General features: G+C 67.2%; 25 protein-coding genes. 6 read left to right on the top strand and 19 right to left on the bottom strand.

Features of this window, described 5'->3' with window-relative positions:
- Positions 1–77: 77 nt before the first annotated feature.
- Genes QF036_RS08915 through QF036_RS08895 form a run of 5 tightly spaced genes read right to left on the bottom strand, consistent with a single transcriptional unit; the run spans position 78 to position 4,357 of the window.
- On the bottom strand, positions 78–545 hold the full coding sequence (locus QF036_RS08915; protein ID WP_307101063.1) for a molybdenum cofactor biosynthesis protein MoaE: 468 nt from the start codon (positions 543–545) through the stop codon (positions 78–80).
- Positions 535–1,062 carry a MogA/MoaB family molybdenum cofactor biosynthesis protein gene (locus tag QF036_RS08910; RefSeq protein ID WP_307101061.1) on the bottom strand — a complete coding sequence of 176 codons (528 nt, stop codon included), beginning with the start codon at positions 1,060–1,062 and terminating at the stop codon, positions 535–537. The genes QF036_RS08915 and QF036_RS08910 overlap by 11 nt, the downstream gene beginning before the upstream one ends.
- Entirely contained in the window at positions 1,059–1,553 is a 495-nt protein-coding gene (moaC, locus tag QF036_RS08905; RefSeq protein WP_307101059.1) for a cyclic pyranopterin monophosphate synthase MoaC, read from the bottom strand. Before moaC ends, QF036_RS08910 begins: the two co-directional genes overlap by 4 nt.
- Complete coding sequence (locus QF036_RS08900; protein ID WP_307101058.1) at positions 1,541–2,917, bottom strand: molybdopterin molybdotransferase MoeA; 1,377 nt, start codon at positions 2,915–2,917, stop codon at positions 1,541–1,543. Before QF036_RS08900 ends, moaC begins: the two co-directional genes overlap by 13 nt.
- Before the next feature lie 18 nt (positions 2,918–2,935).
- Positions 2,936–4,357 (bottom strand): molybdopterin-dependent oxidoreductase, encoded by a 1,422-nt coding sequence (locus QF036_RS08895; protein WP_307105863.1) that lies wholly within the window; start codon positions 4,355–4,357, stop codon positions 2,936–2,938.
- A gap of 269 nt (positions 4,358–4,626) precedes the next feature.
- On the opposite strand from QF036_RS08895, the gene moaA reads away from it, so the two are divergent.
- The 3 genes from moaA (at position 4,627) to QF036_RS08880 (ending at position 6,611) form a co-directional block, all read left to right on the top strand.
- A complete protein-coding gene (gene moaA, locus QF036_RS08890) occupies positions 4,627–5,838 on the top strand; it encodes a GTP 3',8-cyclase MoaA (protein ID WP_307101056.1) in 1,212 nt (403 codons plus the stop codon).
- Positions 5,839–5,841: 3 nt separating this feature from the next.
- A complete protein-coding gene (locus QF036_RS08885) occupies positions 5,842–6,108 on the top strand; it encodes a MoaD/ThiS family protein (RefSeq protein WP_307101054.1) in 267 nt (88 codons plus the stop codon).
- A gap of 221 nt (positions 6,109–6,329) precedes the next feature.
- A complete protein-coding gene (locus QF036_RS08880; protein ID WP_307101051.1) occupies positions 6,330–6,611 on the top strand; it encodes a hypothetical protein in 282 nt (93 codons plus the stop codon).
- A gap of 16 nt (positions 6,612–6,627) precedes the next feature.
- Here QF036_RS08880 and QF036_RS08875 read toward each other — a convergent pair whose 3' ends face one another.
- From QF036_RS08875 to QF036_RS08845, 7 genes are all read right to left on the bottom strand, one after another.
- Positions 6,628–7,089, bottom strand: a complete 462-nt coding sequence (locus QF036_RS08875; RefSeq protein ID WP_307101049.1) for a DUF1579 family protein — start codon at positions 7,087–7,089, stop codon at positions 6,628–6,630.
- Positions 7,090–7,104: 15 nt separating this feature from the next.
- Complete coding sequence (locus tag QF036_RS08870; protein ID WP_307101047.1) at positions 7,105–8,448, bottom strand: M16 family metallopeptidase; 1,344 nt, start codon at positions 8,446–8,448, stop codon at positions 7,105–7,107.
- A gap of 194 nt (positions 8,449–8,642) precedes the next feature.
- Entirely contained in the window at positions 8,643–10,907 is a 2,265-nt protein-coding gene (locus QF036_RS08865; protein WP_307105861.1) for a polyribonucleotide nucleotidyltransferase, read from the bottom strand.
- Between the two features lie 240 nt (positions 10,908–11,147).
- Positions 11,148–11,417 (bottom strand): 30S ribosomal protein S15, encoded by a 270-nt coding sequence (gene rpsO, locus QF036_RS08860; protein WP_003798808.1) that lies wholly within the window; start codon positions 11,415–11,417, stop codon positions 11,148–11,150.
- 179 nt (positions 11,418–11,596) lie between these two features.
- On the bottom strand, positions 11,597–12,835 hold the full coding sequence (kynU, locus tag QF036_RS08855; protein ID WP_307101045.1) for a kynureninase: 1,239 nt from the start codon (positions 12,833–12,835) through the stop codon (positions 11,597–11,599).
- Positions 12,832–13,686, bottom strand: a complete 855-nt coding sequence (gene kynA, locus QF036_RS08850; protein WP_307101043.1) for a tryptophan 2,3-dioxygenase — start codon at positions 13,684–13,686, stop codon at positions 12,832–12,834. The genes kynU and kynA overlap by 4 nt, the downstream gene beginning before the upstream one ends.
- A 70-nt stretch (positions 13,687–13,756) precedes the next feature.
- A complete protein-coding gene (locus QF036_RS08845) occupies positions 13,757–14,740 on the bottom strand; it encodes a bifunctional riboflavin kinase/FAD synthetase (protein ID WP_307101041.1) in 984 nt (327 codons plus the stop codon).
- Positions 14,741–14,989: 249 nt separating this feature from the next.
- Here QF036_RS08845 and QF036_RS08840 point away from each other — a divergent pair, with 249 nt between their 5' ends.
- Positions 14,990–15,745, top strand: a complete 756-nt coding sequence (locus tag QF036_RS08840) for a DUF937 domain-containing protein (RefSeq protein ID WP_307101039.1) — start codon at positions 14,990–14,992, stop codon at positions 15,743–15,745.
- Positions 15,746–15,754: 9 nt separating this feature from the next.
- On the opposite strand, the gene QF036_RS08835 is transcribed toward QF036_RS08840, so the two are convergent.
- From QF036_RS08835 to truB, 3 genes are read right to left on the bottom strand one after another with little or no spacing between them, the layout of a single operon-like run.
- Complete coding sequence (locus QF036_RS08835) at positions 15,755–16,210, bottom strand: hypothetical protein (protein ID WP_373460122.1); 456 nt, start codon at positions 16,208–16,210, stop codon at positions 15,755–15,757.
- A gap of 1 nt (position 16,211) precedes the next feature.
- The gene (locus QF036_RS08830; protein ID WP_306922049.1) at positions 16,212–16,565 is read right to left on the bottom strand and encodes a hypothetical protein; all 354 of its coding nucleotides are present in this window, start codon (positions 16,563–16,565) and stop codon (positions 16,212–16,214) included.
- 2 nt (positions 16,566–16,567) lie between these two features.
- Complete coding sequence (gene truB / locus QF036_RS08825) at positions 16,568–17,548, bottom strand: tRNA pseudouridine(55) synthase TruB (RefSeq protein ID WP_307101035.1); 981 nt, start codon at positions 17,546–17,548, stop codon at positions 16,568–16,570.
- Positions 17,549–17,629: 81 nt separating this feature from the next.
- On the opposite strand from truB, the gene QF036_RS08820 reads away from it, so the two are divergent.
- Positions 17,630–18,781, top strand: a complete 1,152-nt coding sequence (locus QF036_RS08820) for a pyridoxal phosphate-dependent aminotransferase (protein WP_307101033.1) — start codon at positions 17,630–17,632, stop codon at positions 18,779–18,781.
- Between the two features lie 18 nt (positions 18,782–18,799).
- Here the strand turns inward: QF036_RS08820 and QF036_RS08815 are convergent, their stop codons facing one another.
- Both QF036_RS08815 and QF036_RS08810 read right to left on the bottom strand, forming a co-directional pair.
- Entirely contained in the window at positions 18,800–19,285 is a 486-nt protein-coding gene (locus QF036_RS08815) for a nucleoside deaminase (protein ID WP_307101032.1), read from the bottom strand.
- A 49-nt stretch (positions 19,286–19,334) separates the two neighbouring features.
- Positions 19,335–20,963: an HNH endonuclease gene (locus tag QF036_RS08810; protein WP_307101030.1), complete on the bottom strand. Its 1,629-nt coding sequence runs from the start codon at positions 20,961–20,963 to the stop codon at positions 19,335–19,337.
- A 227-nt stretch (positions 20,964–21,190) separates the two neighbouring features.
- On the opposite strand from QF036_RS08810, the gene QF036_RS08805 reads away from it, so the two are divergent.
- On the top strand, positions 21,191–22,312 hold the full coding sequence (locus QF036_RS08805; RefSeq protein WP_307101029.1) for a ScyD/ScyE family protein: 1,122 nt from the start codon (positions 21,191–21,193) through the stop codon (positions 22,310–22,312).
- A 107-nt stretch (positions 22,313–22,419) separates the two neighbouring features.
- Here QF036_RS08805 and rbfA read toward each other — a convergent pair whose 3' ends face one another.
- On the bottom strand, positions 22,420–22,929 hold the full coding sequence (rbfA, locus tag QF036_RS08800) for a 30S ribosome-binding factor RbfA (RefSeq protein ID WP_307101027.1): 510 nt from the start codon (positions 22,927–22,929) through the stop codon (positions 22,420–22,422).
- Between the two features lie 302 nt (positions 22,930–23,231).
- Entirely contained in the window at positions 23,232–26,108 is a 2,877-nt protein-coding gene (gene infB, locus QF036_RS08795; protein ID WP_307101025.1) for a translation initiation factor IF-2, read from the bottom strand.
- Between the last annotated feature and the right edge of the window lie 101 nt (positions 26,109–26,209).

Below are 26,209 nucleotides of genomic sequence, written 5' to 3'. Positions count from 1 at the left end.
GGAGCGCATGCGTTACCTCACGCGCGGGGCCTCCAGTCCCCCGGCGCTGTGGTCGTTTACTCACCGGCGCTGTGGCCCTACTCGCCGGCCCCAACCCACTCAACGGTGCCGTCGCTGAAGAACTGTTCTTTCCAGATCGGCACCTGCGCCTTGACCCGGTCCACGAGCTCGGAGCACACGGCGAAGGCCTGCCCGCGGTGGGCGGCCGATACCGCGCAGACGAGGGCTGGGTCGCCGATTTCCAGCGGGCCCACCCGGTGCGCGACCCAGATCCGGACCGGAGGAACCGCGTCGGCGCCAGCCGCCTGCGCCTGCTCCGCCACCAGCTGCGCCACGACGTCATCCAGCACCTTCCGGGCCGTGGGGTGGGCGCTGTAGCTGAGCCGGTCGACCGGCTTGCCGCCGTCGTGGTTCCGGACCACGCCGCTGAAGCTGACCACCGCTCCGGCAGTCTCCGACTCCACGGCGGCGATGGCCTGGTCCACGGAGATGGGTTCGCTGCTGAGCACTGCGGTTACTACTTCGAACGAAGCCTCAGTGGCCATGTCCGCCCTCCAACTGGTCGCATAGGTGCCCGATCACCGGATCCAGGACGGAGAGACCGTCCATGACCCCCTTGGGTGATCCGGGCAGGTTGATGATGAAAGTCCGGCCGGCCGAACCGGCATGTCCGCGGCTCAGCATGGCATGGGGCGTCTTCGCCGTTCCGAACTGGCGGATGCCCTCCATGATGCCGGGGATTTCGCGGTCCAGCAGCGGCAGCGTCATTTCCGGCGTCTGGTCGTCCGGGCTCAGGCCGGTGCCGCCGCTGGTGATGACGACGGCGGGTTCCTGGGTCAGGAGCGCGCGGATCGCCGCGCCCACCGGTTCACCGTCGGGCACCACCATGACCGGGTACGGCACGAAGCCGTGTTCGGCGAGCCAGTCCGTGATGACGGGCCCGGTCTCGTCCTGGTAGACGCCGGAGGCGGCGCGCGTTGAGGCAATCACGACGCCGGCCTTCCGGCCCTGCACCTCGCCGTGGAGGTGCGGTGCCGGGGTTTTCGAAGGATGGTTGCTCACAGGGCCCAGTCCCCGCTCTTGCCGCCGCTCTTGGCCAGCACCTTGATGTCCGTGAGCACGGCGTGTTTATCCACGGCCTTGATCATGTCGTAGACGCTCAGCGCCGCCACGGAGGCGGCAGTCAGGGCCTCCATTTCGACGCCGGTCACGCCCCGGGTCTTGACGGTCGCCAGGATGTCCACCGTCTCGGGTCCCAGTTCGAAGTCGACGGTCACCTTTGAAATCGGGAGCGGGTGGCACAGCGGGATCAGCTCAGGCGTTTTCTTGGCTGCCATGATCCCGGCAACCCGGGCCACGGCCAGGGCATCGCCCTTGGGCAGGCCGCCGCTGCCCAGCAAAGCCAGGACCTCGGCGGTGCTGCGGACCGTCGCCGTGGCCGTGGCCTCGCGCGTGGTCTCCGGTTTTCCTGAGACGTCCACCATCTGGGCCGTGCCGTCACGGCGCAGATGGGTCAGGGCGCCGTGGTCATTATCTGAAGTCACAGCATCCATACTTCCACCTCGGCGCCCTCGTCGAGAGCGGCGGTGCCCACGGGTACGTGGACCAGGGCATTCGAGTGGGCCAGTGCCTGCACCAAATGCGAGCTCTCGCCGCCCTGCAGCCGGACTGTGCCGTCAGCCTGCAGGGACCCGCGCCGGATCTGGTGCTTGCCGGGCGGGGAAGACAGCGACTGTGCCAGCCGTGCCCGGACCGCGGGCCTGGGCGCGGGCGCGCCAAACAGTTCGCCCAGCACCGGGCGGAGGAACATTTCAAAGGAGACGAGGCAGCTGACGGGGTTCCCCGGAAACGCAAGGAGGGGGACGCCGTCGAACGTTCCCAGTCCTTGGGGGCCGCCGGGCTGCATTGCGACGTGCTGGAACGCGACGTCCTGGCCGTCCATGGCCTGCCGCACCACCTCGTACGCGCCCTTGCTGACTCCCCCGGTGGTGACAATCAGGTCCATCGCGGACGCGTGGCTGCGCAGTAGCGTCCGCAGGGCGTCCGGGCTGTCGGCGGAAATGCCCGCCCTGGTCACGTCAAGTCCCGCCTGCCGCAGCGCGGCTTCCAGGAGCGTGCCGTTGGCGTCGTAGATCTTGCCGTCGCCCAGCGGTTCCCCGGGTTCCACCACTTCATCGCCTGTGGTGACGAGCAGGACCGAAAGCTGCGTGCGCACCAAGACCTCGGGCAGCCCCAGCGCGGCGAGCAGGCCCAGCTGCGCCGGGCCCAGGCAGGTGCCCGCGGCCAGTGCCTGCTGGCCGGCTTCGATGTCGCTCCCGGCGGTGCGGATGAACGTCCCGGCTGCCGTTGCCGGCAGTCTCACCTCGGCCTCTTCCCCTGCCGCCGGAAAGGTGGAGGGGACGGCCCGTTCAATGGGTACGACGGCGTCTGCACCGTCGGGCACCATGGCACCGGTCATGATGGGGACAGCGGTACCCGGCTGCAAAGGCGCGGGCTTCGCGCCCGCCGGCACCGGAGCCGCCACGCGCAGGTCCGCCCCACCGTCGGGCACGTCGCCAGAGCGGATGGCAAACCCATCCATCTGGGAGTTCGGAAACGGGGGCAGGCTCAACGGCGCGGTGATGTCCTCCGCCAGCCCCCGGCCCAGCGCCTGGACCAGCGGCAGCCTTTCAGTCCGTTCCGGGGACAGCAACGGTTCGAGGAGCTCCCTGACCGCCTGCCGGTGGTCTGCAACGCTGCGGTGGGCGCCGTGCTCATGGGCGCCGTGATCGTGGGTGCCGTGATCGTGGGTGCCGTGATCATGGGCGCCGGCGTGGGCTGAGCGTGTGACGGCAACGGCGGCAACGGCGGCAGCGCCGGCGTCGGGCGTGGCTGATCGTACGGCGGCATCGTCGTGCGGCTGCGAATGGCTGTGCATGGTCCGGCCTTTGATGGGCTACGTTTTCACGTCCACTCTAATGGTGTGGAAGCCCGTGGCACCGTCCGGCGCCACCGAACGCTGCTCCTCCGCCTGTTCGGTGCCTTTGAGGTCCGTGGCCCGCACCTGGACCTCGTGCTGCCCGGGCTGCAGGTCAATGCCGAACTGCCACTGGTACCACGTGTCCACCGAGATGCCCGGAGCGAGCCTGGCCGGCTGCCAGTTGCCCCGGTCCACGCGCAGCTCGACCTTGCCGATTCCGGTGTGCTGCGCCCAGGCCACGCCGCCAAACACCACGGTCCCGGGCTGTACCGAGGCGTCGTTCCGTGGCACGTCGATGCGGGATGAGATCTTGATGGGGCCGCGCTCCGACCAGCCGCGCGGCGTCCAGTAGGCAACGTCGTCGGCGAACCTGGTGACCTTAAGTTCGGTGAGCCACTTGGTCGCGGAGACGTACCCGTAGAGCCCGGGAACGATCATCCGCACAGGGAAGCCGTGTTCGAGCGGCAGCGGCTCGCCGTTCATGCCCACGGCGAGCAGCGCATCACGGCGGTCGGTGAGCACCTCCAGCGGCGTGCTGGCCGTAAAGCCGTCCGAGCTTCGGGACAGGACCATGTCCGCGTCCGGCTTGGGGCCGGCCATGGCGAGCAGCTCCCGGACTGGCCAGCCCAGCCAGCGGGCATTGCCGATCAGGTCGCCGCCCACCTCGTTGGAAACGCAGGCGATGGTCACGTGCCGCTCGATCAGGGGTTTCGCCAGCAGGTCCTCAAAGGAAACCTCTACTTCCCGTTCCACCAGCCCGGTGACTTGGAGCCTCCACTCGCGGGAATCCAGCACGGGCACGGACAGCGCGGTGTCAATGCGGTAAAAGTCAGGGTTGGGTGTGACCAGCGGAGCCACCCCGGCCAGCCGGATGTCAGCGCCGGCCGGAATGGGCGGCGCCGGGGACTGCGGCGCGGGCAGCCGCAGGGTCCGTCGGACCTCGTTGACGCCGGCGGCCCCGCCCCGCCAGACGGTGACGATGGCGCCGCCCACTAGGACGCCGGCGGCGGTGCCGCCCAGCAGCTGGAAGAAGCCCCGCCTGGCCGGCCGCGGGTCAGTATCCCCGCCACCGTCAGTGGCAGCCAGGCGCCTGACCAGTTTTAGCAGCACCGCCGTTCCGACCCCGGCGGCAAGGAGCGGAAGAACGACGGCGGCGGCGGTCACCTGGGCGCGGGTCAGTACCGCGGCCAGGCCCACGACGCCGAAGACGGCAAAGACAGCGACGCCCGCGAAGCGCCGGCGCAGCTCGAGGACACCTGCCGCGGCGGCGAAAGCGGCGATTCCCAGCGCCATGCCGGCCAGCAGGGCAAGCTTGTCCGCTGTTCCGAAGAGGGAAACAGCCCAGTCCTTGACACCCGGCGGGACCGCGTCGATGACGGCGCCGCCCAAGGCAGTCATGGTTGACAGTGAAGGACTGACGAAGCCGGCGATGAGTTCGCTGCCGACGAGTCCGGTGCCGGCTGCCACCACGCCTGCGGCCGCCGCCCACCGGCGCCGGTGCCGGCCTGGCTCATGGGACCCGTTCACCCTTCCAGCATAGGTTCACCAGCGCTATCCGGCACCGCCGTCATCCCTGGCGGCTGCGCGTCGCCGCCGTCCGCAGCCGCAGCCCAGTCACGGAACGCGGCGGGTGTGATCGGCGGCCCGGGGTGGCGTAGCCTGAAGTCATGAGTGTTCAGCTTGGCATACCGCAGCTTCCTGAAGGAGGCGTACCCGGTTCCGGTTCGCAGCCCCTTTCGGATGCGCGCCCGGCCGGGGTTCCCGCCCGCCGCCCGGCTGATGCTGCCGCCGGGCTCGCGGACCGCTACGGCCGCAGGGCCACGGACATGCGCCTTTCGCTCACGGACAAGTGCAACCTGAGGTGCACGTACTGCATGCCGGCCGAGGGACTGGAGTGGCTCGCCAAGCAGGCAGTCATGACCGGGGAGGAAATCGTACGGATCGTGGGCATCGGCGTGAACCTGCTGGGCGTGCGCGAGCTGCGCCTGACCGGCGGCGAGCCGCTGGTCCGTGCCGACCTCGTCGACATCATCGGTGCGCTGCGCCAGTCACACCCTGAGCTTCCGATTTCGATGACGACGAACGGTGTGGGCCTGGACCGGAAGGCTGCAGCCCTCAAGGCCGCCGGGCTGACCCGCATCAACGTCTCCCTGGACTCGCTGCACGAGGAAACTTTCGCCAAACTGACCCGGCGCCCGTTCCTTGACCGGGTCCTCGCCGGAGTGGACGCCGCCTGGGCCGCCGGACTGGGACCCGTGAAGCTCAACGCCGTGCTGATGCGGGGCATCAACGACACCGAATCGCCGTCCCTCCTCGCCTGGGCGCTGGAGCGCGGCTACGAACTGCGGTTCATCGAGCAGATGCCCCTGGACGCGGACCACGGCTGGACCCGCCGGAACATGATCACCGCGGCGGAGATCCGGGAACTCCTCTCCGAGGAGTTCGTGCTCAGCCCGGATCCGCGCGCCCGCGACGGCGCACCGGCGGAACGCTTTGAAGTACGACGCCGGACGGCCGTTTCCGGTGATTCCGGCAGTTCCGCTGATTCACACAGTTCCGCCGCTTCGGCCGGCGCCGCAGACTCACACGGCCCAGTGCTGGGTACTGTGGGGATCATCGCCTCGGTCACCGAGCCGTTCTGCTCCGACTGCCGGCGGACCCGGATCACCGCCGAAGGCAAGATCATGAGCTGCCTCTTCTCCCGCGAGGAATTCGACCTGCTGGGCCTGCTGAGGCAAGGGGCCAGCGACGAGCAGCTCGCCGAACGCTGGCAGGATGCCATGTGGCTGAAGCCCAAAGCCCACGGCATGGACCACGTGGGCCTCGACGCTCCGGACTTCGTCCAGCCGGACCGCAGCATGAGCGCCATCGGAGGCTAATCCTTGAACGTACGATACTTCGCTGCCGCACGCGCCGCGGCAGGCGTGGATGAAGAGCGCTTCGAACTTCCCGCCGGCTCCACGGTGGAGTCGCTCCTCGCCGCCGTGCTCGACGTCGAACGCCCTGAGCCTCCGGCCGGGACGCCCCCGCTCGACAGGATCCTGGCCCGCAGCAGCTTCCTGCTGAACGAGGTCGCCGTCCGGGACCGGACCACCGTCCTGGCAGCCGGCGACGTGGTGGACGTCCTGCCGCCCTTCGCCGGCGGCTGACCCAACTGGGTCGCAGCACAGGGCCTTCCCAGCCGTGGGAACGCCCTGTGCTGCCACCTAGTTGGGTGGTGCGGGAGTGGGTGGTAAGGCCGGGTGCCGGGACCTACCATGGCACTACCTCGCCATTTCACCGCGCCGGAAACGGACCGCGCGGGGAATGGAACGCACCAGGCATGGAACACACCAGGCATGGAGCGGAGGCTGGCCAAAGGAGACCGGAAATGTTCACCCTGCAGATTGAGCACGCCATCAAGGACTTCGAATCGTGGAAGGCGGTTTTTGACCGCGACCCTGCGGACCGGGCGGGCTCCGGCGTCGTAGCCCACCGGATCGGCCGCCCGGTGGAGGACGACCGGTACATCGTGGTGGAACTGGACTTCGAGCGACGTGACCAGGCCGAGGAGTTCCTGGCCAAGCTGCGCGAAAACGTATGGAACTCCCCCGACGTCGCACCGGCCCTGTCCGGCACCCCGCAGACACGGGTCATCGAACTGGTGGGCTGAGCGCCTGGTACTGACTTTAGGCGCGGTGGCAGATCGAGGTCATGAACGGCTGGAACTCCTGGGCCTCCCCCAGCCGCAGTTCAGCCGTATGGGTCAGCACGCCCTGGTCCACCCGAAAAGTGTGGCGGGCGGTCCCGCGATCGCTGTGCCGCTCCACTGTGAGGGTGGAGTCGTGCCAGGCACCGCGGGCCGGCGCCGCAGGCGGCTTGCCCATGCTGTCGACGTAGTACCAGAGCGTTTCGTCGTGGTCCGGGTCCACCGTGAAGACCCCGTGCCCTTCGAAGTGTGTGCCGTCGGCTTCGGTGTGGCGGTAGGACTGCACGACGGCGAATCCTCCGGCCGCGCGGGTAAACGTCACCTCCGCAGTGGCCGTGCGTGCCGGACCCCACGGCGAGGCAGCCAGTTCAGTGGTTCCCAGCCAGCGGCCGACGAAGATCTCGAGCGCTTCGTGCGCTGTTCCCGGCTGCGGCTGGTCCATCGTTTCTCCCCGAACTCAGAGCCCGAAGGTTTCCGATTCGTCGAAGGGGCCGACCACCGTCACGGTCCGGGGCGCCGCGGCCAGCTCGCTGGCCAGCTCCTGTACCTGTTCCGCCGTCACGGCCTTGATGAGGCGCAGGGTCTCGTCGATGTCCTGGTATTCACCGGAGACCAGCTCGGCGCGGCCCAGCCGCGACATGCGGGAGCCCGTGTCCTCCAAGGCCAGGACGATCCCGCCGCAGAGCTGCCCCACAGCTTTGCGGAGCTCGTCATCGGAAATGCCGCCGGCCGCGAGACTGTCGAGTTCGGCGCCGAGGAGTTCCAGAACCTGGCGGACCTTGGTGGGCGTGCAGCCGGCATACATGCCGAAGTAGCCGGCGTCGGCGTAGGACGAGGCGAAGGAATAGGTGGAGTACACGAGCCCGCGCTTCTCGCGGATCTCCTGGAACAGCCGTGACGACATCCCGCCGCCGAGCACGGCGTTCAGCACGCTCATGACATAGCGGCGTTCATCGGTGGCCACGATGGTGGGACAGCCCATGATGATGTTGGCCTGTTCCACCGGGCGGGTGACCACGTGCAGCCCCGCCGTGCCGGTGATCTCTGCGCGCGCGGTGGAGCGACGGTCCACGGGGGCCGCCCCGGGCTCAAGTGACCACCCGGCTGAGTGGAGCGCAGCCACCACAAGCCGGCAGACGACGTCGTGCTCCAAACCGCCGGCGGCGGTGATCACGAGCTCGTCCGGGCGGTAGTAGCGCCGGTAGTGGTCCCAGACGGAGTCACGCGCCACGGCGCGGATCGCGTCAGGAGTGCCGCCAATGGGGCGCCCCAGCGGGTGGGTGCCGAGTACGGCGGCCACGAAGTGTTCATGCGCGACGTCCGTGGGGTCGTCGCTGTCCATGGCGATTTCCTCGAGGATGACGTCCCGCTCCTGCTCCATCTCAGCGGGGTCCAGCACGGCGCCGGTGATCATGTCGGCGATGACGTCGATGGCCATTGGCAGGTCCGTATCCAGCACGCGGGCGAAGTAGCAGGTGCTCTCCTTCGCGGTGGCGGCGTTGGATTCGCCACCCACCTCGTCAAAGGCGGAAGCGATCTCGAGAGCGGTGCGCCTCTTGGTGCCCTTGAACAACAAATGCTCAAGGAAGTGCGTCGAGCCGTGCTGTCCTGGCGCTTCGTCGCGTGATCCCACGCCCACCCAGAACCCGATGGTGGCTGAACGCTGCCCCGGCATGGCCTCAGTCAGCACGCGAACCCCGCCGGGGAGGACCGAACGGCGGACTTCCGAACCGCCGTCGGCTCCGTGGATCAGGGTGTCGCCGGGGTGGTTCTGCTCCAGCGGCAGGGGTACGACAGTCATCAAGGCCTTTCGGGAAGCGGAGCCAAATCTGCCTGCAATCGTACCAGCGGGCCCGCCGTCGGCGTGGCTCTGACGTGGGCTGTTTTGCCGCCGCAAGCGGGGGTTGGGTGGGGGTTAAACGGGGCGGGGCCGGTGGTACAACCAACGGCCCCGCCCTATGGGATCCGGCAGCACTCAGCTGCCGGAGCCCGGAACTACTCGGACGCGTCCGAGCCTTCTGCTGGAGCCGCAGCGTGAACGCGATCGGCCTCGCCGGCGCCTTCCTCTTCAGCCACAACCGGAGACAGGGACAGCTTTCCGCGGTCGTCGATCTTGGTGATCTCGACCTGGATCTTCTGGCCCACGGAGACGACGTCCTCGACGTTGTCCACGCGCTTGCCGCTGGCGAGCTTGCGCAGCTCGGAGATGTGCAGCAGGCCGTCCTTGCCCGGGGTCAGGGAGACGAATGCACCGAACGTGGTGGTCTTGACCACGGTGCCCAGGTAACGTTCGCCGATTTCCGGGACCTGCGGGTTGGCGATGGCGTTGATCGCGGACCGGGCGGCGTCTGCCGACGGGCCGTTGGTGGCTCCGATGTACACGGTGCCGTCGTCCTCGATGGAGATGTCCGCGCCGGTGTCCTCCTGGATCTGGTTGATCATCTTGCCCTTGGGGCCGATGACCTCACCGATCTTGTCCACGGGGATCTTGACGGCGATGACGCGCGGAGCGAACTCGGAGAGCTCATCCGGGGTGTCGATCGCGGCGTTGATGACCTCGAGGATGTGGAGGCGGGCCTCGCGGGCCTGCTTCAGCGCTGCTGCCAGGACGGACGCCGGGATGCCGTCGAGCTTGGTGTCCAGCTGGATGGCCGTGACGAACTCGGATGTACCGGCAACCTTGAAGTCCATGTCACCGAAGGCGTCTTCGGCGCCAAGGATGTCCGTCAGTGCTGCGTAGCGGGTCTGACCGTCCACCTGGTCGGAGACCAGGCCCATGGCGATGCCGGCGACGGCGGCCTTCAGCGGAACACCGGCGTTGAGCATGGACAGCGTCGAGGCGCAGACCGAGCCCATGGAGGTGGAGCCGTTGGAGCCAAGGGCTTCGGACACCTGGCGGATGGCGTACGGGAACTCCTCGCGGGACGGCAGCACCGGCACGAGCGCGCGCTCGGCCAGGGCACCGTGGCCGATTTCGCGGCGCTTCGGGGAACCGACGCGGCCGGTCTCACCGGTGGAGTACGGCGGGAAGTTGTAGTTGTGCATGTAGCGCTTGCGCGTTACCGGCGACAGCGAGTCGATCTGCTGTTCCATCTTGAGCATGTTCAGCGTGGTGACACCCATGATCTGGGTTTCGCCACGTTCGAAGATGGCAGAGCCGTGAACGCGGGGCAGGACCTCGACCTCGGCGGTGAGCTGGCGGATGTCCGTCAGGCCACGGCCGTCGATGCGGATCTGGTCCTTGAGGATGCGCTGGCGGACCACGTGCTTGGTCACGGAGCGGAATGCTGCGGACAGCTCCTTCTCGCGGCCTTCGAACTGCTCGGCGAGGGAGCCAACAACCTCGTCCTTCAGCTCGTCGGCTGCGTTGTCGCGGTCCTGCTTGTCGGCGATCTGGAAGACAGCGGTGAGCTTCTCCGTCGCAGCGGCCTCAACGGCGGCGTACACGTCGTCCTGGTAGTCCAGGAAGACGGGGAACTCGACGGTGGGCTTGGCGGCGCGGGCTGCCAGGTCCTGCTGGGCTTCGCAGAGAGCCTTGATGAACGGCTTTGCAGCCTCCAGGCCCTCGGAAACAACCTCTTCGGTGGGGGCGGTGGCGCCCTGTTCCTTGATGAGGCTCCAGGAGTTGTCCGTGGCTTCGGCCTCGACCATCATGATGGCGACGTCGTCACCGGCAACGCGGCCGGCAACGACCATGTTGAACACGGAGTTCTCGAGCTGGGAGTGCTTCGGAAAGGCAACCCACTGCGAACCCTGCTCGTCGGCGACGAGGGCAACGCGGACGCCGCCGATCGGGCCGGAGAACGGCAGGCCGGAGAGCTGGGTGGACATCGAGGAAGCGTTGATGGCCACGACGTCGTAAAGCTCGTCCGGGTTGATCGCCAGAACGGTAACGACAATCTGGACCTCGTTGCGCAGGCCCTTGACGAACGCGGGGCGCAGCGGGCGGTCCATCAGGCGGCAGGCCAGGATGGCTTCGGTGGACGGGCGGCCTTCACGGCGGAAGAACGAGCCCGGGATGCGGCCGGCGGCGTACATGCGCTCTTCGACGTCCACGGTCAGCGGGAAGAAGTCGAAGCCTTCGCGCGGGTGCTTGCCGGCGGTGGTGGCGGAGAGCAGTGCGGTGTCTTCGTCGATGTACACCATGGCTGCGCCGGCTGCCTGCTTGGCAAGACGGCCGGTTTCGAAGCGGATTACACGCTTGCCAAAGCGGCCATTGTCAATGACTGCTTCTGAGAACTGGATTTCGGGACCCTCCAAGAGAGTCACCTCCGTTTCTTGATTAACGGAAGTCCAGCCGCATCAACCCAGCCCAGCATCTGTCTACTGGCCCTGCACCCGGTCATCGATCGAGACCCACGGGCCGGCTTCAGTCTGCGAAGCTTCCCGGGGATCACTACCGAGGACCGCGAATGCGTGATGCGGTTGATCCTCCTGTTTAGTTTTTATGTACTGACGAGGCGGCCCGTTCCGGCAGGAATGGGCCGCCTCAAAACCAGACTAGCGGCGCAGGCCGAGGCGCTCGATGAGCGAACGGTAGCGGGCGATGTCGGTGTTCTTCAGGTAGGTCAGCATGCGCTTGCGGCGACCAACCATGGCCAGCAGACCGCGCTGGGTGTGGAAGTCGTGCTTGTGCTCCTTCATGTGCTCAGTCAGATCCTTGATCCGCTGAGTCAGAACCGCAATCTGGACCTCCGGCGAACCGGTGTCGCCCTCGGACGTTGCGTATTCCTTGATGATGGACTGCTTTACGGCGGCGTCAAGTGCCACAATAACTCCTAGAGATGTGCCGTGAGGCCCGAGTCAGTAATTCACTGCCGGGGGTGCCGGCGCGGAGTTCCGAAGAACATTCCGCACAAGACAGGACCCAGCAACCACGGACTGCAGCCGGATCCACCGTTTAGTTTACCGGCCATATTGCAATCTTGTCGAAACGGCAACAGGGCTGGTCACGCCCCCGGAAGCAGGTCCCGGATGGTGGCCATACCGCGGTGGAGTTCGGCAAAGCCGGTGCTCAGCGGCGAAAGTCCGATCCTGATGCCCTGCGGAGCGCGGAAGTCCGGGATGACATCCCGCTCCCAGAGCGCCGCCGTCACCTCACGGAAGGCGGGATGGTCAACCGTGATGTGGCCTCCGCGGCGGTCCGGATCCCGGGGTGTAGCAAGCATCACCCCGGCCGGCGCGAGCCAGGCATCGTGCAGTTCCAGCGCGTAGGCGGTGAGCTGCCGCGACTTCTCCCGGATGGCGGCCATGCCGGCCTCTTCAATCAGGTCCAGCGTGCCGCGCATGGCGATCATTCCGAAGATGGCCGGCGTGCCGCTCAGGAAACCGCGGATGCCGGCGGCCGGTTCGTAGCCGGGCCCCATCTCAAACGCGTCCTTCCTGCCCATCCATCCCCAGATGGGCTGCGCGAGTCGGGGCAGGTGCCGGTCATTGACGTAGGCGAAGGCGGGCGAACCCGGGCCACCGTTCAGGTACTTGTACGTGCAGCCCGCGGCAAAGTCCACGTTCCACGCGTCCAGCTGCAGCTCCACGGACCCTGCGGAATGGCACAGGTCCCAGACCACCAGGCCACCGGCGTCGTGCACTGCAGCGGTGATGGCCGGCAGGTCCGCGAGGTGCCCCGAGCGGTAGGCCACGTGGCTAAGGAGGACGACGGCGGTGGCCGGCCCCAGGGCCTGCCTCACCTGTTCGAGGTGGACACCTGAGGCGGGATCCGCCTCGATCCAGCGCAGGGTCAGCCCCTCCTCCTTGGCGATGCCCTCGACGAGGTACCGGTCGGTGGGAAAGTTGTCCGTGTCCACCACGATCTCGGTCCGCGCCGGATCCCCGACGGCGGCCAGCGCTGCCCGGATCAGCTTGTACAGCACCACGGTGGTGGAGTCGGCGATGATGGTCTGGCCCGCGGCGGCGCCCAGCACTGCACGCCCCAGCTGGTCGCCGATGGCCTGGGGCATGTCCAGCCATTCCTCGTCCCAGCCCCTGATCAGGCGCCCGCCCCAGCCCTCCTGGATGAAGGCGGTTATGTCTCCGGCGGTCCGCTTGAGCGGGCGGCCCAGGGAGTTGCCGTCCAGGTAGGACAGGTCAGTGTCCGCGCCGACGAACAGGCCCCGGTACCTGGCCAGGGGATCGCCGGCGTCGAGGCGTGTGGCCTTTTGAAGCAGCGCGTCGGCTGCTTGCGTGGTCATTGTCCGATCTCCGTACGCATGGCGAACAGCTCCGGAAAGAACGTCAGCTCAAGGGCCTTTTGCAGGAACGCGGCCCCGGTGGAGCCGCCGGTGCCTGTCTTCATGCCGATGGTGCGCTGCACGGTGCGCAGGTGCCGGAACCGCCACAGCTGGAAGTTGTCCTCCAGGTCAACCAGCTCCTCGCAGGCCTCGTACGCACCCCAGTTCTGCGCGGCATTTTCGTAGATGTGCTTGAACAGAGGCACCAGTCCAGGTTCAAACTCATGCGCCCGGGTCACATCCCTGGTCAGCACCTCCTCGGGAACGTCGAAGCCCTGGCGGTGGAGGTAGGCGAGGAATTCGTCATAGATGCTCGGTGCGTGCAGGACTTCGGTCAGCAGGGCGTGCGCTTCGGGATCGGACTCGAAGACGGGAAGCATCTTCCTGTTCTTGTTGCCCAGCACGAACTCCACGGCACGGTACTGGCTGGACTGGAATCCGGACGAATTGCCCAGGAAGCCGCGGAATTCCGCGTACTCGGTGGGGGTAAGCGTGGCCAGGACGGACCACTGTTCGGTGAGGGTCTTCTGGATGTGCTTGACCCGCGCGATGCCCTTCAGGGCCGAGCCGAGGTCATCGGACCGCAGCCACTGGGCGGCACTGCGGAGCTCGTGAAGCACCAGTTTGAGCCACAGCTCCGTGGTCTGGTGCTGGATGATGAACAGCAGTTCGTCATGGTGTTCCGGGACGCTGACGGGCTGCTGGGCGCTGAGCAGTGTGGGCAGCTGAAGGTAGGACGCGTAACTCATGCGGGAACTGAAATCGCGCACAATCCCCTTGTCCAGTTTCCTGGTGTTCTTCTCTACGGTCACAGCGTCGCCTTCCTTGCCAATACTGTGTGGGGCGGGACTGCGTGGTGCAGTTCCGTGTGGAACGCGCGGGTCAGCGCTTGAGCAGGATGTCGTGCGTCTGCAGGACGTCCTGGCGCATCTGCTCCACGAGGGCTTCAGGCCCACGATATGCCACCATGCCACGCAGCCTGGTCACGAACTCCACGACTACTGTCTGGCCGTACAGATCGAAGTCCTCGATGCGCTCTTCGGGCCTGTCGATGACGTGCGCCTCCACCTGTCGGCTCACGCCGTCGAAAGTGGGGTTGGAGCCAACGGAGATCGCGGCCGGCCAGCGCGTCCCGGCCTCGTCCACGAGCCAGCCCGCATAGATGCCGTCCGCAGGGATCAGGCCGCTCGCATCACTGGAGAGATTCGCGGTGGGGAAACCGAGGTCCCGGCCACGCGCGGCGCCGTGGACCACCTCGCCCCGCATCCGGTGTGCGCGGCCCAGGACAGCGGCGGCGGTGTCGACGTCTCCCTCCCGCAGCGCTTCGCGCACCCAGGTGGAGGAACAGCGGCGGTCCGTCCCGCCGTCGTCATGCAGCGGGAAGCCTTCGGAGCCGAACTCGCTGATGACCAGGACCTCAAAGCCGAACCTCTCCCCCAGCTCCTGCATGGTGTTCAGGTCGCCGGAGTTGCCCTTGCCGAAGCGGGTGTCGTGGCCGATCACCACATGGCTGGCGTGAAGGCTGTCCACGAGGACCGAGCCGACGAACTCTTCAGGGGTAAGGCTGGCGAGCTCCAGGGAGTACTTCATGACAAGTATGGCGTCCAGTCCGAGCTCGCCCAGCGCCTGGAGTTTGTCGTGCAGGCCCATAATCAGTTCGGGCGCGCTTTCCGGCCGGTGTATCAGGGCCGGGTGGGGGTCGAACGTCACGGCAACCGACTTGGCGCTGTTCAGCCGCGCAGTCCTGATGAGCTGGGACAGCACCTGTTGGTGGCCGCGGTGGACGCCGTCGAAATTGCCGATAGTGACAACGGAAGGACCAAAGTCTTCGGGGACCTCGGTCGGGTCGTTCCAGATGTGGACCATCAACCTCGCCTTTTACTGCCTGACTGAACTTGCTCCCGGCGCGCCAGGGCCGGAACTCTCTAAGGTTACCCGCAATCCCTGACTGTCATGGACGGCCGGGCGGCCTACCGCCTGCACACACGCCCGGCTAGGATGCAGAGGCAGCGGCCGGGCAGTGCTGCCTTGGGCTGTCAGAGTTTCAATCGGAGTTTCATTCGCGTTTTGACCACGGATCGCCTGCGGGATGAGCGGGCCGGAAGGAGCCACGCCATGAGTGATGTCCAGGAGCTGCTGGGACAGATCCCGGTCCAACAGATCGCGTCCCTCTTGGGGACTGATACGGCGTCCGCGCAGGCCGCCGTCGAAGCCGCCGTGCCCACGCTGCTTGCCGGAATGCAGAGCAACGTCCAGGCGCCGGATGGCGCCGCAGCACTGGAATCCGAACTGGCCAGGCACCGGAACGGACTGGCCGACGGCGGAGTGGACCCGTCGCAGGTGGACACCCGGGACGGGGAAAAGATCGTTGGCCATGTCTTCGGCGGCCAGCAGGACCAAGTGGCCAACCGGCTTGCCGGAACAGCGAACCTCGGCAGTGTCGGCGGAGACCTCGTCCGCCGGCTGCTGCCGATCCTCGCCCCGATCGTCATGTCCTATCTGGCCAAAAAGGTCCTCGGCGGACGGGATTCCGGCGCACAGGGATCCGGCGCACAGCCGTCCCCGGCCGGAGGCGGCGGAATCGACCTGGGAAGCATCCTCGGGGGAATCCTGGGCGGCCTTGGTTCCGGCGGGCTGGGTGGCGGCGGGCAGGGCTCAGGCGGCCTGGGTTCAGGCGGGCTTGGCGATATCCTCGGCGGCATTCTTGGAGGCAGCCCGCAACCGCAGCAGGCTCCGCTGACAGAGCAGGACCAGGAACCACCTACACAATCCGGCCCAGCACCGAGTACAACTGACTCAGTGCCACCGGCGCACCGGTCTGTGACGCCCGGTGAGCTGATCGAGGTGGACCTGCCCGACGAGAATCGCTAGATCCGAGCCCTAGGCAGCCGGGGCTGCCGGCCGCCGCCGGTAGAGCCAGATGAGGCCCAGGACCGGCAGGATCAGCGGAACGAAGGCGTAGCCGCGGCCAAACGCGGACCACACGGTTTCGTGCGGGAACTGTACGGAGTCGAAGAGGCTCAGCGCCCCCACGATAATGACGCCGACCAGTTCCACCAGGACAGCGACCAGGGACACCTTGAACCAGGTGCGGCCAGCCTTGGCCAGCGACACCGTGGCCACGACGTAGACGACGGCGGCGAAGGCGGAGAGCAGGTAGGCCAGCGGCGCCTCGGAGAACTTGGTGAGGATCTGGTAGCCGGCCCGTGCGGTAGCCGAAATGGCAAAGATGGCGTAGACAGCGATGAGGAGCCGGCCGGGACCGGTGTTTCTCGTGTCGGCGGTGCGTTTGCCGGTGTGTTCGGACGTATCAGTCACGTTGCGTGCTTCTTCCACTTCAGTACCAGATCTGATTCATGCGGGCGGCCATGACGAGGGCGGTGACTCCGACGGCCGCCAGGACGAAGTTGCTCCAGCGGGTCCGTTCCAGGATGGACCAGTATACGGCGGCGACGGGCAGCAGGAGGGCGGTGGCGAGGTAGCCCCAGAATTCCCAGGCCTCTCCGGCGATCTGCTCCCCCGCGATGACCCGCACGATGGAACCCACCAGGTAGACCAGTAGGGCCAGTTCGACGGCGGCTACCGAGAGGATGGTGATGTCGTTCGGGGCCTTCTTCATGATGCCCGCCGCCACACAGATGAGGGTGGACAGCAGGCCGACACCCAGGATGATGTAGAAATATGCGTCCAACACTAGGCCTGCCCGCCGTCGGCACGGGAACCATTCGGAACGCCGGGACTGTTGGAGCCGCCGGGGCCCGTTCCCGGGGCGAAAACCAGCACGGGTTTGGCGAAGCTTCCGCTGTCCGCGAGCAGCGCCACAAGCGACCCGTCTGGCGCGAACGCGGCTGCGGGCTTCTCCGCAGTGGCGGCGCCCGGTGTGCCCGCCGCGGTTCCGGCTGCGATGCGCCGGCCGAAGGAAATCTCGGTGGTTTCATCGGCGCTCAGTTCACGGTTGGGCATGAGCGCCCTGGCCGCCTGCGACATTTCCAGGATTTCGAGGTCTTCGGCGAGTTGTTCAAGGGTGCGCGCCTGGTCCAGCGAGTAGGGTCCGACGTTTGTCCGCCGCAATGCGGTCAGGTGCCCGCCGACGCCGAGTGAGTTGCCGAGGTCCCGGGCGAGGGCACGGATGTAGGTGCCCGAGGAGCATTCCACCGTCACGTCGACGTCCACCACATCCGTGGCGTGTCCGGCGGCCTGGTCCCGGCGGATTCCGTGAATGTCGAAGCGGTGGATGGTGACCGGCCGGGCAGCCAGCTGGACATCTTCCCCGGAACGTACGCGGGCGTAGGAGCGTTCACCGTTGACCTTGATGGCACTGACGCTGCTGGGCACCTGCTGGATCTCCCCTGTGAGGGACTCTACTCCGGAGCGGATGGCGTCCTCGGTCAGGGACGCGGCACTCGCCCGGCTGACAACTTCGCCTTCGGCGTCATCGGTGATGGTGGATTCCCCCAGCCGGATGGTTGCCGTGTAGGTCTTGGACGTGCCCACGATGTACGTAAGCAGCCGCGTTGCCTTGTTGATGCCGAGCACCAGCACGCCGGTGGCCATGGGATCCAGCGTTCCCGCGTGGCCCACTTTCCGGGTACCGGCGATCCGCCGCATCCGTCCAACCACATCGTGGCTGGTCCATCCCTGCGGCTTGTCCACTATTACCAGTCCAGAAAGCACGCCTATCAGTATATCGGGGACCCGGCGGGGGTATTGGGCCTCGTCGAGGGCCGCGGCCGGCCCGGCGCTAGGATGGCAGTCATGCCCGAGCTTTCCGCGCACATACGCGACGTACCCGTCAACCAGATCCGCGAAATCACCGAGGCAGCGTGGCGAACCCCGGGGGCGCTGATCCTGAGCATCGGCGAGCCCGGGTTCCCGCTCCCCCGCCATGTCCTGGATGCCGGAATCGCGTGCCTGGACCGTGACGAGACCAACTACACTCCGAACGCAGGGATCCCGCAGCTGCGCGAGGCTTTCGCCGCCAGGTTCCGGGAGCAGTCCGGCGTAGACATCGCGGCGGACCGCGTATATGTGGTTGACGGCGCCCAGCAGGGCCTGCACTTCGCCATGAGCCTGCTCCTCGCACCCGGCGACGAAATCCTGATTCCCAATCCGGGCTATCCCACGTTTGCCATGACCAGCCGGCTGCTTCATGCCGTCCCCGTGGAGTATCCCCTTTACCCCGCGCACGATTTCCAACCCCGGATCGCGGACATCGAGGCGCTCATCACGGACCGGACGCGCGTGCTCATGCTCAACTCGCCATCGAACCCCCTGGGCGCCGTCCTCCGGGAAGACCTGACCCGGGAACTGGTGGAACTGGCCCGCCGCCATGACCTGTGGATCATCTCGGACGAATGCTATGAGGCCTTCACGTACGACGTCCCGCACGTGAGTCCTGCCCGGTTCGATAGCACCGCCCCCGGTGAAGCACGCGTGTTCACGTCGCTGACGCTGTCCAAGACGTACGGGCTCACCGGTCTGCGCATTGGAGCACTGGTGTGCCCGCCGGGACTGGAGCAGCGGATGAACAACGTCATGGAGGCGATCGTCTCCTGCGTGGCGTCACCGTCCCAGTACGCGGCGCTCGCCGCGTTGACCGGTCCGCAGGACTATGTGTCGCAGGCCCACGCGCACTACCGTGCCAACCGCGACGCGGCGTCGGCCGTGTTGGCAGAGAAGGGCATTCCCTTCCTGAGCGCGCAGGGGGCGTTCTACCTGTGGGCGGACGTCTCGCACGTGAGCGGCGGAAACGTCCGGGCCTGGGTCAAACAGTTCCTCGCCGAGGCCGGCGTCTCGTTTGCTCCGGGAACGGCCTTTGGCTCCATCGGCGAGGGCTGGATCCGGGTTGCGTTGTGCGGCGACCAAAGTGAACTGGTCGAGGGCGTGGGCAGACTCCCCCGGAGGTAGCCAGGCACGGTAACCGGATCAGTAGTCGGTGCGTTCGGCGTTGTTGCGCCAGGCATCGAACGGGCTGCCCGACGTCGGAACCGGGGTATGGCTGACAGGCAGCAGTTCCGGCCGGGAGCCGCCGAAGTATTCATAGAAGAGCGCGTCGTCAAATCCCGCGGCGGCCGCGCCGTGCCGGTCGGCGGCGAAGTACACGCGGTCGATACGCGCCCAGAGCGCCGCCGCAAGGCACAGCGGGCAGGGCTCGCAGCTGGCGTACAGGACAGCGCCGCTGAGATCAAAGTTCCCGGTCTCTCCAGCGGCGGTACGTATTGCCACCACCTCGGCATGGGCCGTGGGGTCGTTGTCCCGGGTGACGCGGTTGACCCCTTCGTGGACGGTGCCGGCGGCTGTTACCACCAGCGCGCCGAAAGGCCCGCCTCCGGCCGCGACGTTCCGCTGGGCCAATGCCACGGCTTCGGTCAGGTATTCGGTTACGTCTGCTGCTGATGGGTGGGCGCGCATGGTCTGATCATAGCCAGCCGGATCGCGCTGCGGGGCAGCCGGGTTCTATTCATTCGTGTTGGGGTCGTGAGCGGAAGTAGTGGTTGCGGCGGGGTTTTCGGTGGGGGTCGAGTTCTGGTGGGGGTTTGAACCAGGGCACGTCGTTGGTGACTTCGATGGTCCAGTGTTCTTTGTGGATGAGGTGGTGATGGTGGCTGCAGAGCAGGACGCCGTTGCCGGTGCCGGTGGTTCCGCCCCGGGACCAGTAGGTGATGTGGTGGGCTTCGCACCAGGGCGCGGGGATGGTGCAGCCCGGGAACGCGCAGCCCTGGTCCCGGGCCATGATGGCTTTACGGATGTGGGGCGGGAAGACCCGTGAGGCGCGGCCGACGTCCAGGATCCGGCCCTCGCTGCCGAGGACGACGGGGATGATGTCGGCGTCGCAGGCGATTTTGCGGATCGTGGCCGGGTTAACCGGGCCGCCGTACGCGAGCAGGGCGGTGCCGTCGCCGGTCCGGCCGGTGTAGCCCGGCCGGGGACCCTGCCCGCCCTGGGACCACTGCGCGGCCTGGAACCACTGCGCGCCCTGTCGTTGCTGGACTTCGGCGAGGAGGGCGCGGTAGTTGATGGTGACCAGGATCTGGGGCCGGTGCCCGCCGTTGGCGGGCAAGGTGTCGGTGGTGAGGGCGGTTTGGCAGGCGCCCACGAGCCCGTCGAGCCTCTTCTGGCCCTGGGACCGGTGATCCAAAGGGATCTCCGGGACGCCCGAGGTGTCCCAGCCGGCCAGGCCACCCCGTTCACCGGCCCCGTCACCATCCGTCCCGTCACTGCCGGTCCCGTCGGCGGGTGCCGGGGTGCGGGGGTTGGTGGCGGTGTTCATGACGGTGGTGAGGGTTTCGAATTGTTCGGCAGTGGCGAAAATTTCCAGGTGCTGCAGGCCGTGTTTGGGGCGGCGGATGAAGGCGCCCTGGATCTGGCGGAGGGCCGGTTCGGAGGGTTCGGTCCCGTCCTGGTCGATCGCCTCGGCCCAGTGTTTGGTGACCCGGGTCAGAAAGTCGCCGTCGCTTTCGACGGCGGTTTGGGTCAGGGCGTGTTCCATCTCGGTGGTGAGGGCCGGGGTGGTGAGGTGCCGGGCCCGGTCCAGGGCCAGGGTGATGGTGGTCCCGGCGCGGGAGCTGATCTGGGCGGTGCTGACCGCGGCGGCGAGTTCTTCGTAGCGGGGCGGGAGCTGCTGGCCGCCGAAACCGGCCCGGGGCAGCACGGCACCGGCCAGGGAGAGCCGGCGGCGGGCTTCGGCGGCCGGGACCCGCAGCCTCCCCTGCAGGAACTCGACAGTGTTGCGGGACCCGTCATCCCCCGGACCCGGGTCCCCTGCAGCAGCGCTCGTGTCGAGGGGTGACGCGGCGGCGGTGAGGGCCTCGGTGCGGGCACGGTCCACCGCGCCGGCGGCCACCACCTGCAAAAACTCCACGTGACGGGAGAGCTGCTCGACCCGGCCCGCGAAATCCGCGGCCTGCCCGAAACCCCACAACGCCGTGTCTCCGGCGGTGATCGCGCTGGAGGTCAGCAGATCAAGGGCGTAGTCCACCACGTCCGCCGTGGAAGAAACGACCTGCAAGGCGTTGGCGCCGGCGGTAGCCAACCCACCGGGACCGGGCCGTCCGGCCCGGTCTGCGGTGAGTCCCCCAATGGCTTCCATGGAACCAGTCTGATCAGGGGGTCTGACATTAATAGTCCCGCAGGCCGAGACCCCCAAAGTTTTTTCGCGGACGACCCGAAGCAGCAGTCCAAAGCGAAAGGTCATGGAATTGCGCCATCGACAGGCCCCGAAAGTCGGGCTTAGAATACGCGCGTCGGGGGACCCGATTTTCGGACCACATATCGGTCTCAATGTTCTGGATGCGCACCATTGACATTGGAGACGATATGGAAAAGCAACGAGCACTTTGGGCTGCTGTCGCGGCTGCCTCAATCCTCTTGTCGGCGTCCCCGGCGGGCCACGCGGCCCCGGCAGGCAAGGCAGCAGGAAGCCAGTCAGCACCGGCCGTGCTTGCCAGGGGCCTGCTGACCCCGCTCCACCTCAGCGACGGACAGGACGGTTCAGTTCTGGTCAGCGAGGAATTCGCGGGGCAGCTGACGAAAATCGCCCGGGACGGCAGCAAATCGGTCGTCTACCGGAACGCGGCCTGGGATGTGGCCGGCAGCGACCGCCGTGGCCGCACCATATACCTGGCCGAGAGCCAGGGCGCCGGCCCCATGGATCCGAGGCCGTTTGCCGGACACATCAGGAGCATTGACACCGACGGCAAGCACCGTACCTTCGGCGACCTTGCTGCCCTGGAGATGAAGCACAACGCCGACGGCGGCACCAGCTACGGCTTCAAGGACCTTCCCGCCGCCTGCGTTGCGAAGCTACCCAAAGATGTGCCGGTTTCCTACAAGGGCGAGATCGATTCGCACCCCTATGGAATCGATGTCTACGGCGACACCATCTACGTAGCCGACGCCGGAGCCAACGCCATCGTCTCGGTCGACGTGGAGTCAGGCAAGGCCGAAACCGTCGCCGTGCTGCCGGCCCGGCCGCACACGTTCACCGCCGAGGAAGCCGCGGCCCTCAAACTTCCCGGCTGCATCACCGGCCACGCCTACCGCTTCGAGCCGGTGCCCACCGACGTCAAGCGCGGACCGGATGGCTGGCTGTACGTCTCCGTGCTGCCCGGCGGCCCGGAGGACCCGGCGCTGGGTTCCCGCGGAGCGGTGTACAAGGTCAATCCCCACAACGGCCGCGTGAAGCTGTTCGCTGACGACGTGATGTCACCCACCGGACTGGACATGGACGACGACGGGCACGTGTACGTCGCCTCCCTGTTCGGTAAGGGCGTGCTGCGGCTGTCTGCGCACTCCGGCAAGCAGACGGTAGTACTTCCGGGCATGCTCACGGCCGACGTCGACATCAGGGGCGAAAGCATCTACGCGACGGTCAACTCCCTGCCGGCACCGAATGCGGCACCGGACGGCCGCGTCGTGAAGGCCCCGCTGGACGACTAGGGAAAAGTAAGGGCAGCAAGAAGTAAAGGTGCGGTCGGATCGAGTAGATCCGGCCGCACCCTTACAGTGCCTGATGGCAGAGGCTGTGCCGTGCAGAACCGGGAAGGCTAGCGGTTCCGGTCCTCGTCGATTGTCTCATCGTCGGCCAGGTCGAGGTCCTCTTCATCGAAGTCGTCTTCGTCGATTTCCACGTCCGGCTGGACGTCGCTCTTGTACGGGTCGGCGTCGCCGGCGTGCTTGGCCTTCTCGGCCAGGGCAGCCACCTCGGCGTCGCGCCGCTTGGCCTCCCGGAGCAGTTCCTCAAGGTTGGAGGCGTTCACCGGAATCTGGTCGGCTACGAACTCGAGTGTGGGGGTAAGCCGGGCGGTGATGTTGCGGCCCACTTCCTGCCGCAGCACGCCCTTGGCCTTCTCCAAGCCTCTGGCGGCGTCAACCTGCACGGCCTGGTCACCGAGCACGGTGTAGTAGATGGTGGCATGCTGCAGGTCATTGGTCACCCGGGCATCAGTGACAGTAATGCCCTCGAGCCGGGGATCCTTGACCTTCCGGCCCAAAGCCTCAGCAACAACAACCTTAATCCGCTGCGCCATCTTGGCAGCGCGTGCCGGATCAGCCATTACATCCTCCTGGATAGAAATAGAAAACTGGGGGCGCGCCAACGCATGGAACAACGTTAGCGCGTAGCGATTGAGGGGGCCTGGGAGTGGCATCTAAGGAGATGGCCGCGGGCCCCGACACGAGCTTGCGAGTGTTGGGAAGGCCAGCTCCGCTGCCGGAGCTGGGCGGCTTGGGATCGAAAATCCCAAGCCGCCCAGCGTAGGGGCGGGGCGCTCCGAAAACTCGGAGGCTCCCGGGTCGGGCGAAAGCGCGGGGCCGCCGGGAAAAACCCAACGGCCCCGCACCTGTGAAACTCACACGACTAGACGCGCGGCTTCTCGCGCATCTCGAAGGTCTCGATGATGTCGCCTTCGGTGATGTCGTTGTACGATCCAAGGCCGATACCGCACTCGAAGTCCGTGCGGACCTCGGTGACGTCGTCCTTGAACCGCTTGAGCGTCTCCACCGTGAGGTTGTCGCCAATGAGCTTGCCGGCGCGGGTGATGCGGGCCTTCGTGTTGCGTCGGATGGTACCGGTGCGAACGATGGATCCTGCAATGTTGCCGAACTTGGAGGAACGGAACACTTCGCGGACCTCGGCCGTGCCCAGCTGGACCTCTTCGTACTCCGGCTTGAGCATGCCCTTAAGGGCCAGCTCGATGTCATCGATTGCTGAGTAGATGACGGAGTAGAAGCGCATGTCCACGCCTTCGCGGTCTGCCAGTTCGGCAACACGCTCGGCAGGCTTGACGTTGAAGCCGATGATGACGGCGCTGTCGACCGTAGCCAGGTTGACGTCGTTTTGCGTGATCGCACCAACACCGCGGTGGATGACACGGAGCTGGACGCCTTCGCCAACGTCGATCTTGAGCAGCGCGTCTTCGAGGGCTTCCACGGCACCGGAGACGTCACCCTTGAGGATGAGGTTGAGGGTGTCGATCTTGCCTTCGGCGACGGCCTGGTCGAAGTCTTCCAGGCTGATGCGCTTGCGGCGCTTGGCGAGCTGGGCGTTGCGGTCGGCTGCTTCACGCTTTTCGGCGATCTGGCGGGCGGTACGCTCGTCGGTGGTCACCAGGAAGGTGTCACCGGCACGCGGCACGTTGGACAGGCCGAGGACCTGGACCGGACGGGACGGCAGTGCGACGTCGAGGGCTTCGCCGTCTTCGTCAAACATTGCGCGGACGCGGCCGTGGGCCGTGCCGGCAACGATTGTGTCGCCGACCGCGAGGGTACCGGACTGCACCAGGACGGTGGCCACGGAACCGCGGCCCTTGTCCAGGTTCGCTTCGATGGCGATGCCTCGGGCGGCCTTGTCCGGGTTGGCCCGCAGGTCCAGCGCGGCGTCGGCGGTCAGCAGCACGGCGTCGATCAGTTCATCGATGTTGACGTTCTGGCGGGCAGAGACCTCAACGAACATGGTGTCGCCACCGTATTCTTCGGGAACCAGACCGTACTCGGTGAGCTGGCCCTTGACCTTGTCCGGGTTCGCACCTTCCTTGTCGATCTTGTTCACGGCCACGACGATCGGCACGTTGGCCGCCTGGGCGTGGTTGAGTGCTTCAACGGTCTGGGGCATCACGCCGTCGTCCGCTGCCACAACCAGGATGGCGATGTCCGTGACCTTCGCGCCACGGGCACGCATGGCGGTGAACGCTTCGTGACCCGGGGTGTCGATGAAGGTGATGTCGCGCAGCGCACCCTCGTGCTCGTGGCTGATCTGGTAGGCACCGATGTGCTGGGTGATGCCACCGTGCTCGCCAGCGACGACATCCGAGTTGCGGATGGCGTCAAGCAGGCGGGTCTTACCGTGGTCAACGTGGCCCATGACGGTGACTACTGGAGGACGTGCCTCAAGCTCTTCGTCGCCTTCAGCCTCGAGTTCGGCTTCGACGTCGATATCGAAGGCGCTGAGCAGTTCGCGCTCCTCATCCTCCGGCGAAACGACCTGCAGCTTGTAACCGAGTTCCTCGCCGAGGAGTGCAAAGGTGTCCTCGTCCAGCGACTGGGTTGCCGTTGCCATTTCACCGAGGTGGAAGAGCACGGTAACCAGTGCGGCGGGGTTCGCCTCGATCTTGTCAGCGAAGTCCGTGATGGACGAGCCACGACGAAGCCGGATAACAGTGTTGCCGTCGCCGCGGGGTACGCTCACGCCACCCAGCGACGGTGCGCTCATCTGCTCAAGTTCCTGGCGCTTTGCGCGCTTCGACTTGCGCTGCTTGCCGCGGCCAGCGCCGCCCTTGCCAAACGCACCCTGAGTGCCACCGCGACCGCGGCCACCCTTGCCGAAGCCACCGCCAGCCGGAGCACCGCCGCCGCCACCGGGACCGCCGGTTCCGGGAGCGCCGGGACGGCCGGGACCGCGTCCGCCGCCACCGGGACGGCCGGCACCTGCAGGTGCGGGACGCTCGGTGCGGTTAGGCATCATGCCAGGCGTGGGCCGGTTTCCGCCGGCACCCGGACGGGGACCGCCGGGACGGGGGCCGCCTGCACCAGCTGCAGGACGCGGGCCGGGCGTAGCGCCGGGACGCGGAGCGCCGGGGCGGGGTCCGCCTGCACCGGCTGCCGGACGCGGGCCGCCGGGACGGTCGCCGTCAGTGCGGCCGCCGCCGGGACGGGGCATGCCCTGGGAAGTTGCAAAGGGGTTGTTGCCTGGGCGCGGCGGACGGTCACCGTCTCCTCCGCGGCCGCGGGGCATGCCCTGGGACGTGGCGAAGGGGTTGTTGCCGGGGCGGGGGCCGCCGGGACGCGGAGCGCCGCCCGGACGTGAGGGGGTCTCAGCCTTGGGCGCGGGACGTGCTCCCGGCTTGGCACCGGTGGAGGGCGCAGCAGGCGTTGCGGCAGCCGGAGCTGCCGGGGCGACGGGCGCAGCCGGAGCTGCAGGCGCCTCGGCCTTGGGGGCCGGTGCCGGTGCGGGAGCGGGAGCCGGAGCAGGCGCCGCAGCCTTGGGGGCAGCGGGACCGGGAGCCGGCGCGGGACGGGTTTCCGCCGGCTTTGCCGGGGACTTGGGGGCGGCTGCGGGGGCTTCGGACTTCGAAGCGGCGGCAGCCGGGAACGCGTTGCGGAGTTTCCGCACCACGGGGGCCTCAATGGTGGAAGAGGCGGAGCGAACAAATTCGCCCAGTTCCTGCAGTTTGGTTACTGCATCTTTGGAAGTAATACCGAGCTCTTTTGCAAGCTCATGTACGCGGACCTTGGCCACATTTCTCCTGTCTCGGTCCGCACCGAGCCAGGCACGAACCGTCTACTTCTTACTGCGGGCCCCCGCTGCGGTTACAGCTGAAAGGCCCATTGCAGAGCGCA

The sequence above is a fragment of the Arthrobacter globiformis genome (genome assembly GCF_030817195.1).
Taxonomy (GTDB): domain Bacteria; phylum Actinomycetota; class Actinomycetes; order Actinomycetales; family Micrococcaceae; genus Arthrobacter; species Arthrobacter globiformis_D.
The sequence above is the reverse complement of the archived record's forward strand: the minus strand, read 5'-3'. Positions and strand labels throughout refer to the sequence as shown.

What these genes read in the sequence shown, in the direction of transcription:
- QF036_RS08915 (WP_307101063.1), bottom strand. Translation starts at nt 545, where the DNA reads ATGGCCACTGAGGCTTCGTTCGAAGTAGTAACCGCAGTGCTCAGCAGC.
- moaC (WP_307101059.1), bottom strand. Translation starts at nt 1,553, where the DNA reads ATGGATGCTGTGACTTCAGATAATGACCACGGCGCCCTGACCCATCTG.
- QF036_RS08900 (WP_307101058.1), bottom strand. Translation starts at nt 2,917, where the DNA reads ATGCACAGCCATTCGCAGCCGCACGACGATGCCGCCGTACGATCAGCC.
- QF036_RS08895 (WP_307105863.1), bottom strand. Translation starts at nt 4,357, where the DNA reads ATGACTGCCTTGGGCGGCGCCGTCATCGACGCGGTCCCGCCGGGTGTC.
- moaA (WP_307101056.1), top strand. Translation starts at nt 4,627, where the DNA reads ATGAGTGTTCAGCTTGGCATACCGCAGCTTCCTGAAGGAGGCGTACCC.
- QF036_RS08880 (WP_307101051.1), top strand. Translation starts at nt 6,330, where the DNA reads ATGTTCACCCTGCAGATTGAGCACGCCATCAAGGACTTCGAATCGTGG.
- QF036_RS08875 (WP_307101049.1), bottom strand. Translation starts at nt 7,089, where the DNA reads ATGGACCAGCCGCAGCCGGGAACAGCGCACGAAGCGCTCGAGATCTTC.
- QF036_RS08870 (WP_307101047.1), bottom strand. Translation starts at nt 8,448, where the DNA reads ATGACTGTCGTACCCCTGCCGCTGGAGCAGAACCACCCCGGCGACACC.
- kynU (WP_307101045.1), bottom strand. Translation starts at nt 12,835, where the DNA reads ATGACCACGCAAGCAGCCGACGCGCTGCTTCAAAAGGCCACACGCCTC.
- QF036_RS08845 (WP_307101041.1), bottom strand. Translation starts at nt 14,740, where the DNA reads ATGGTCCACATCTGGAACGACCCGACCGAGGTCCCCGAAGACTTTGGT.
- QF036_RS08840 (WP_307101039.1), top strand. Translation starts at nt 14,990, where the DNA reads ATGAGTGATGTCCAGGAGCTGCTGGGACAGATCCCGGTCCAACAGATC.
- QF036_RS08820 (WP_307101033.1), top strand. Translation starts at nt 17,630, where the DNA reads ATGCCCGAGCTTTCCGCGCACATACGCGACGTACCCGTCAACCAGATC.
- QF036_RS08815 (WP_307101032.1), bottom strand. Translation starts at nt 19,285, where the DNA reads ATGCGCGCCCACCCATCAGCAGCAGACGTAACCGAATACCTGACCGAA.
- QF036_RS08810 (WP_307101030.1), bottom strand. Translation starts at nt 20,963, where the DNA reads ATGGAAGCCATTGGGGGACTCACCGCAGACCGGGCCGGACGGCCCGGT.
- QF036_RS08805 (WP_307101029.1), top strand. Translation starts at nt 21,191, where the DNA reads ATGGAAAAGCAACGAGCACTTTGGGCTGCTGTCGCGGCTGCCTCAATC.
- rbfA (WP_307101027.1), bottom strand. Translation starts at nt 22,929, where the DNA reads ATGGCTGATCCGGCACGCGCTGCCAAGATGGCGCAGCGGATTAAGGTT.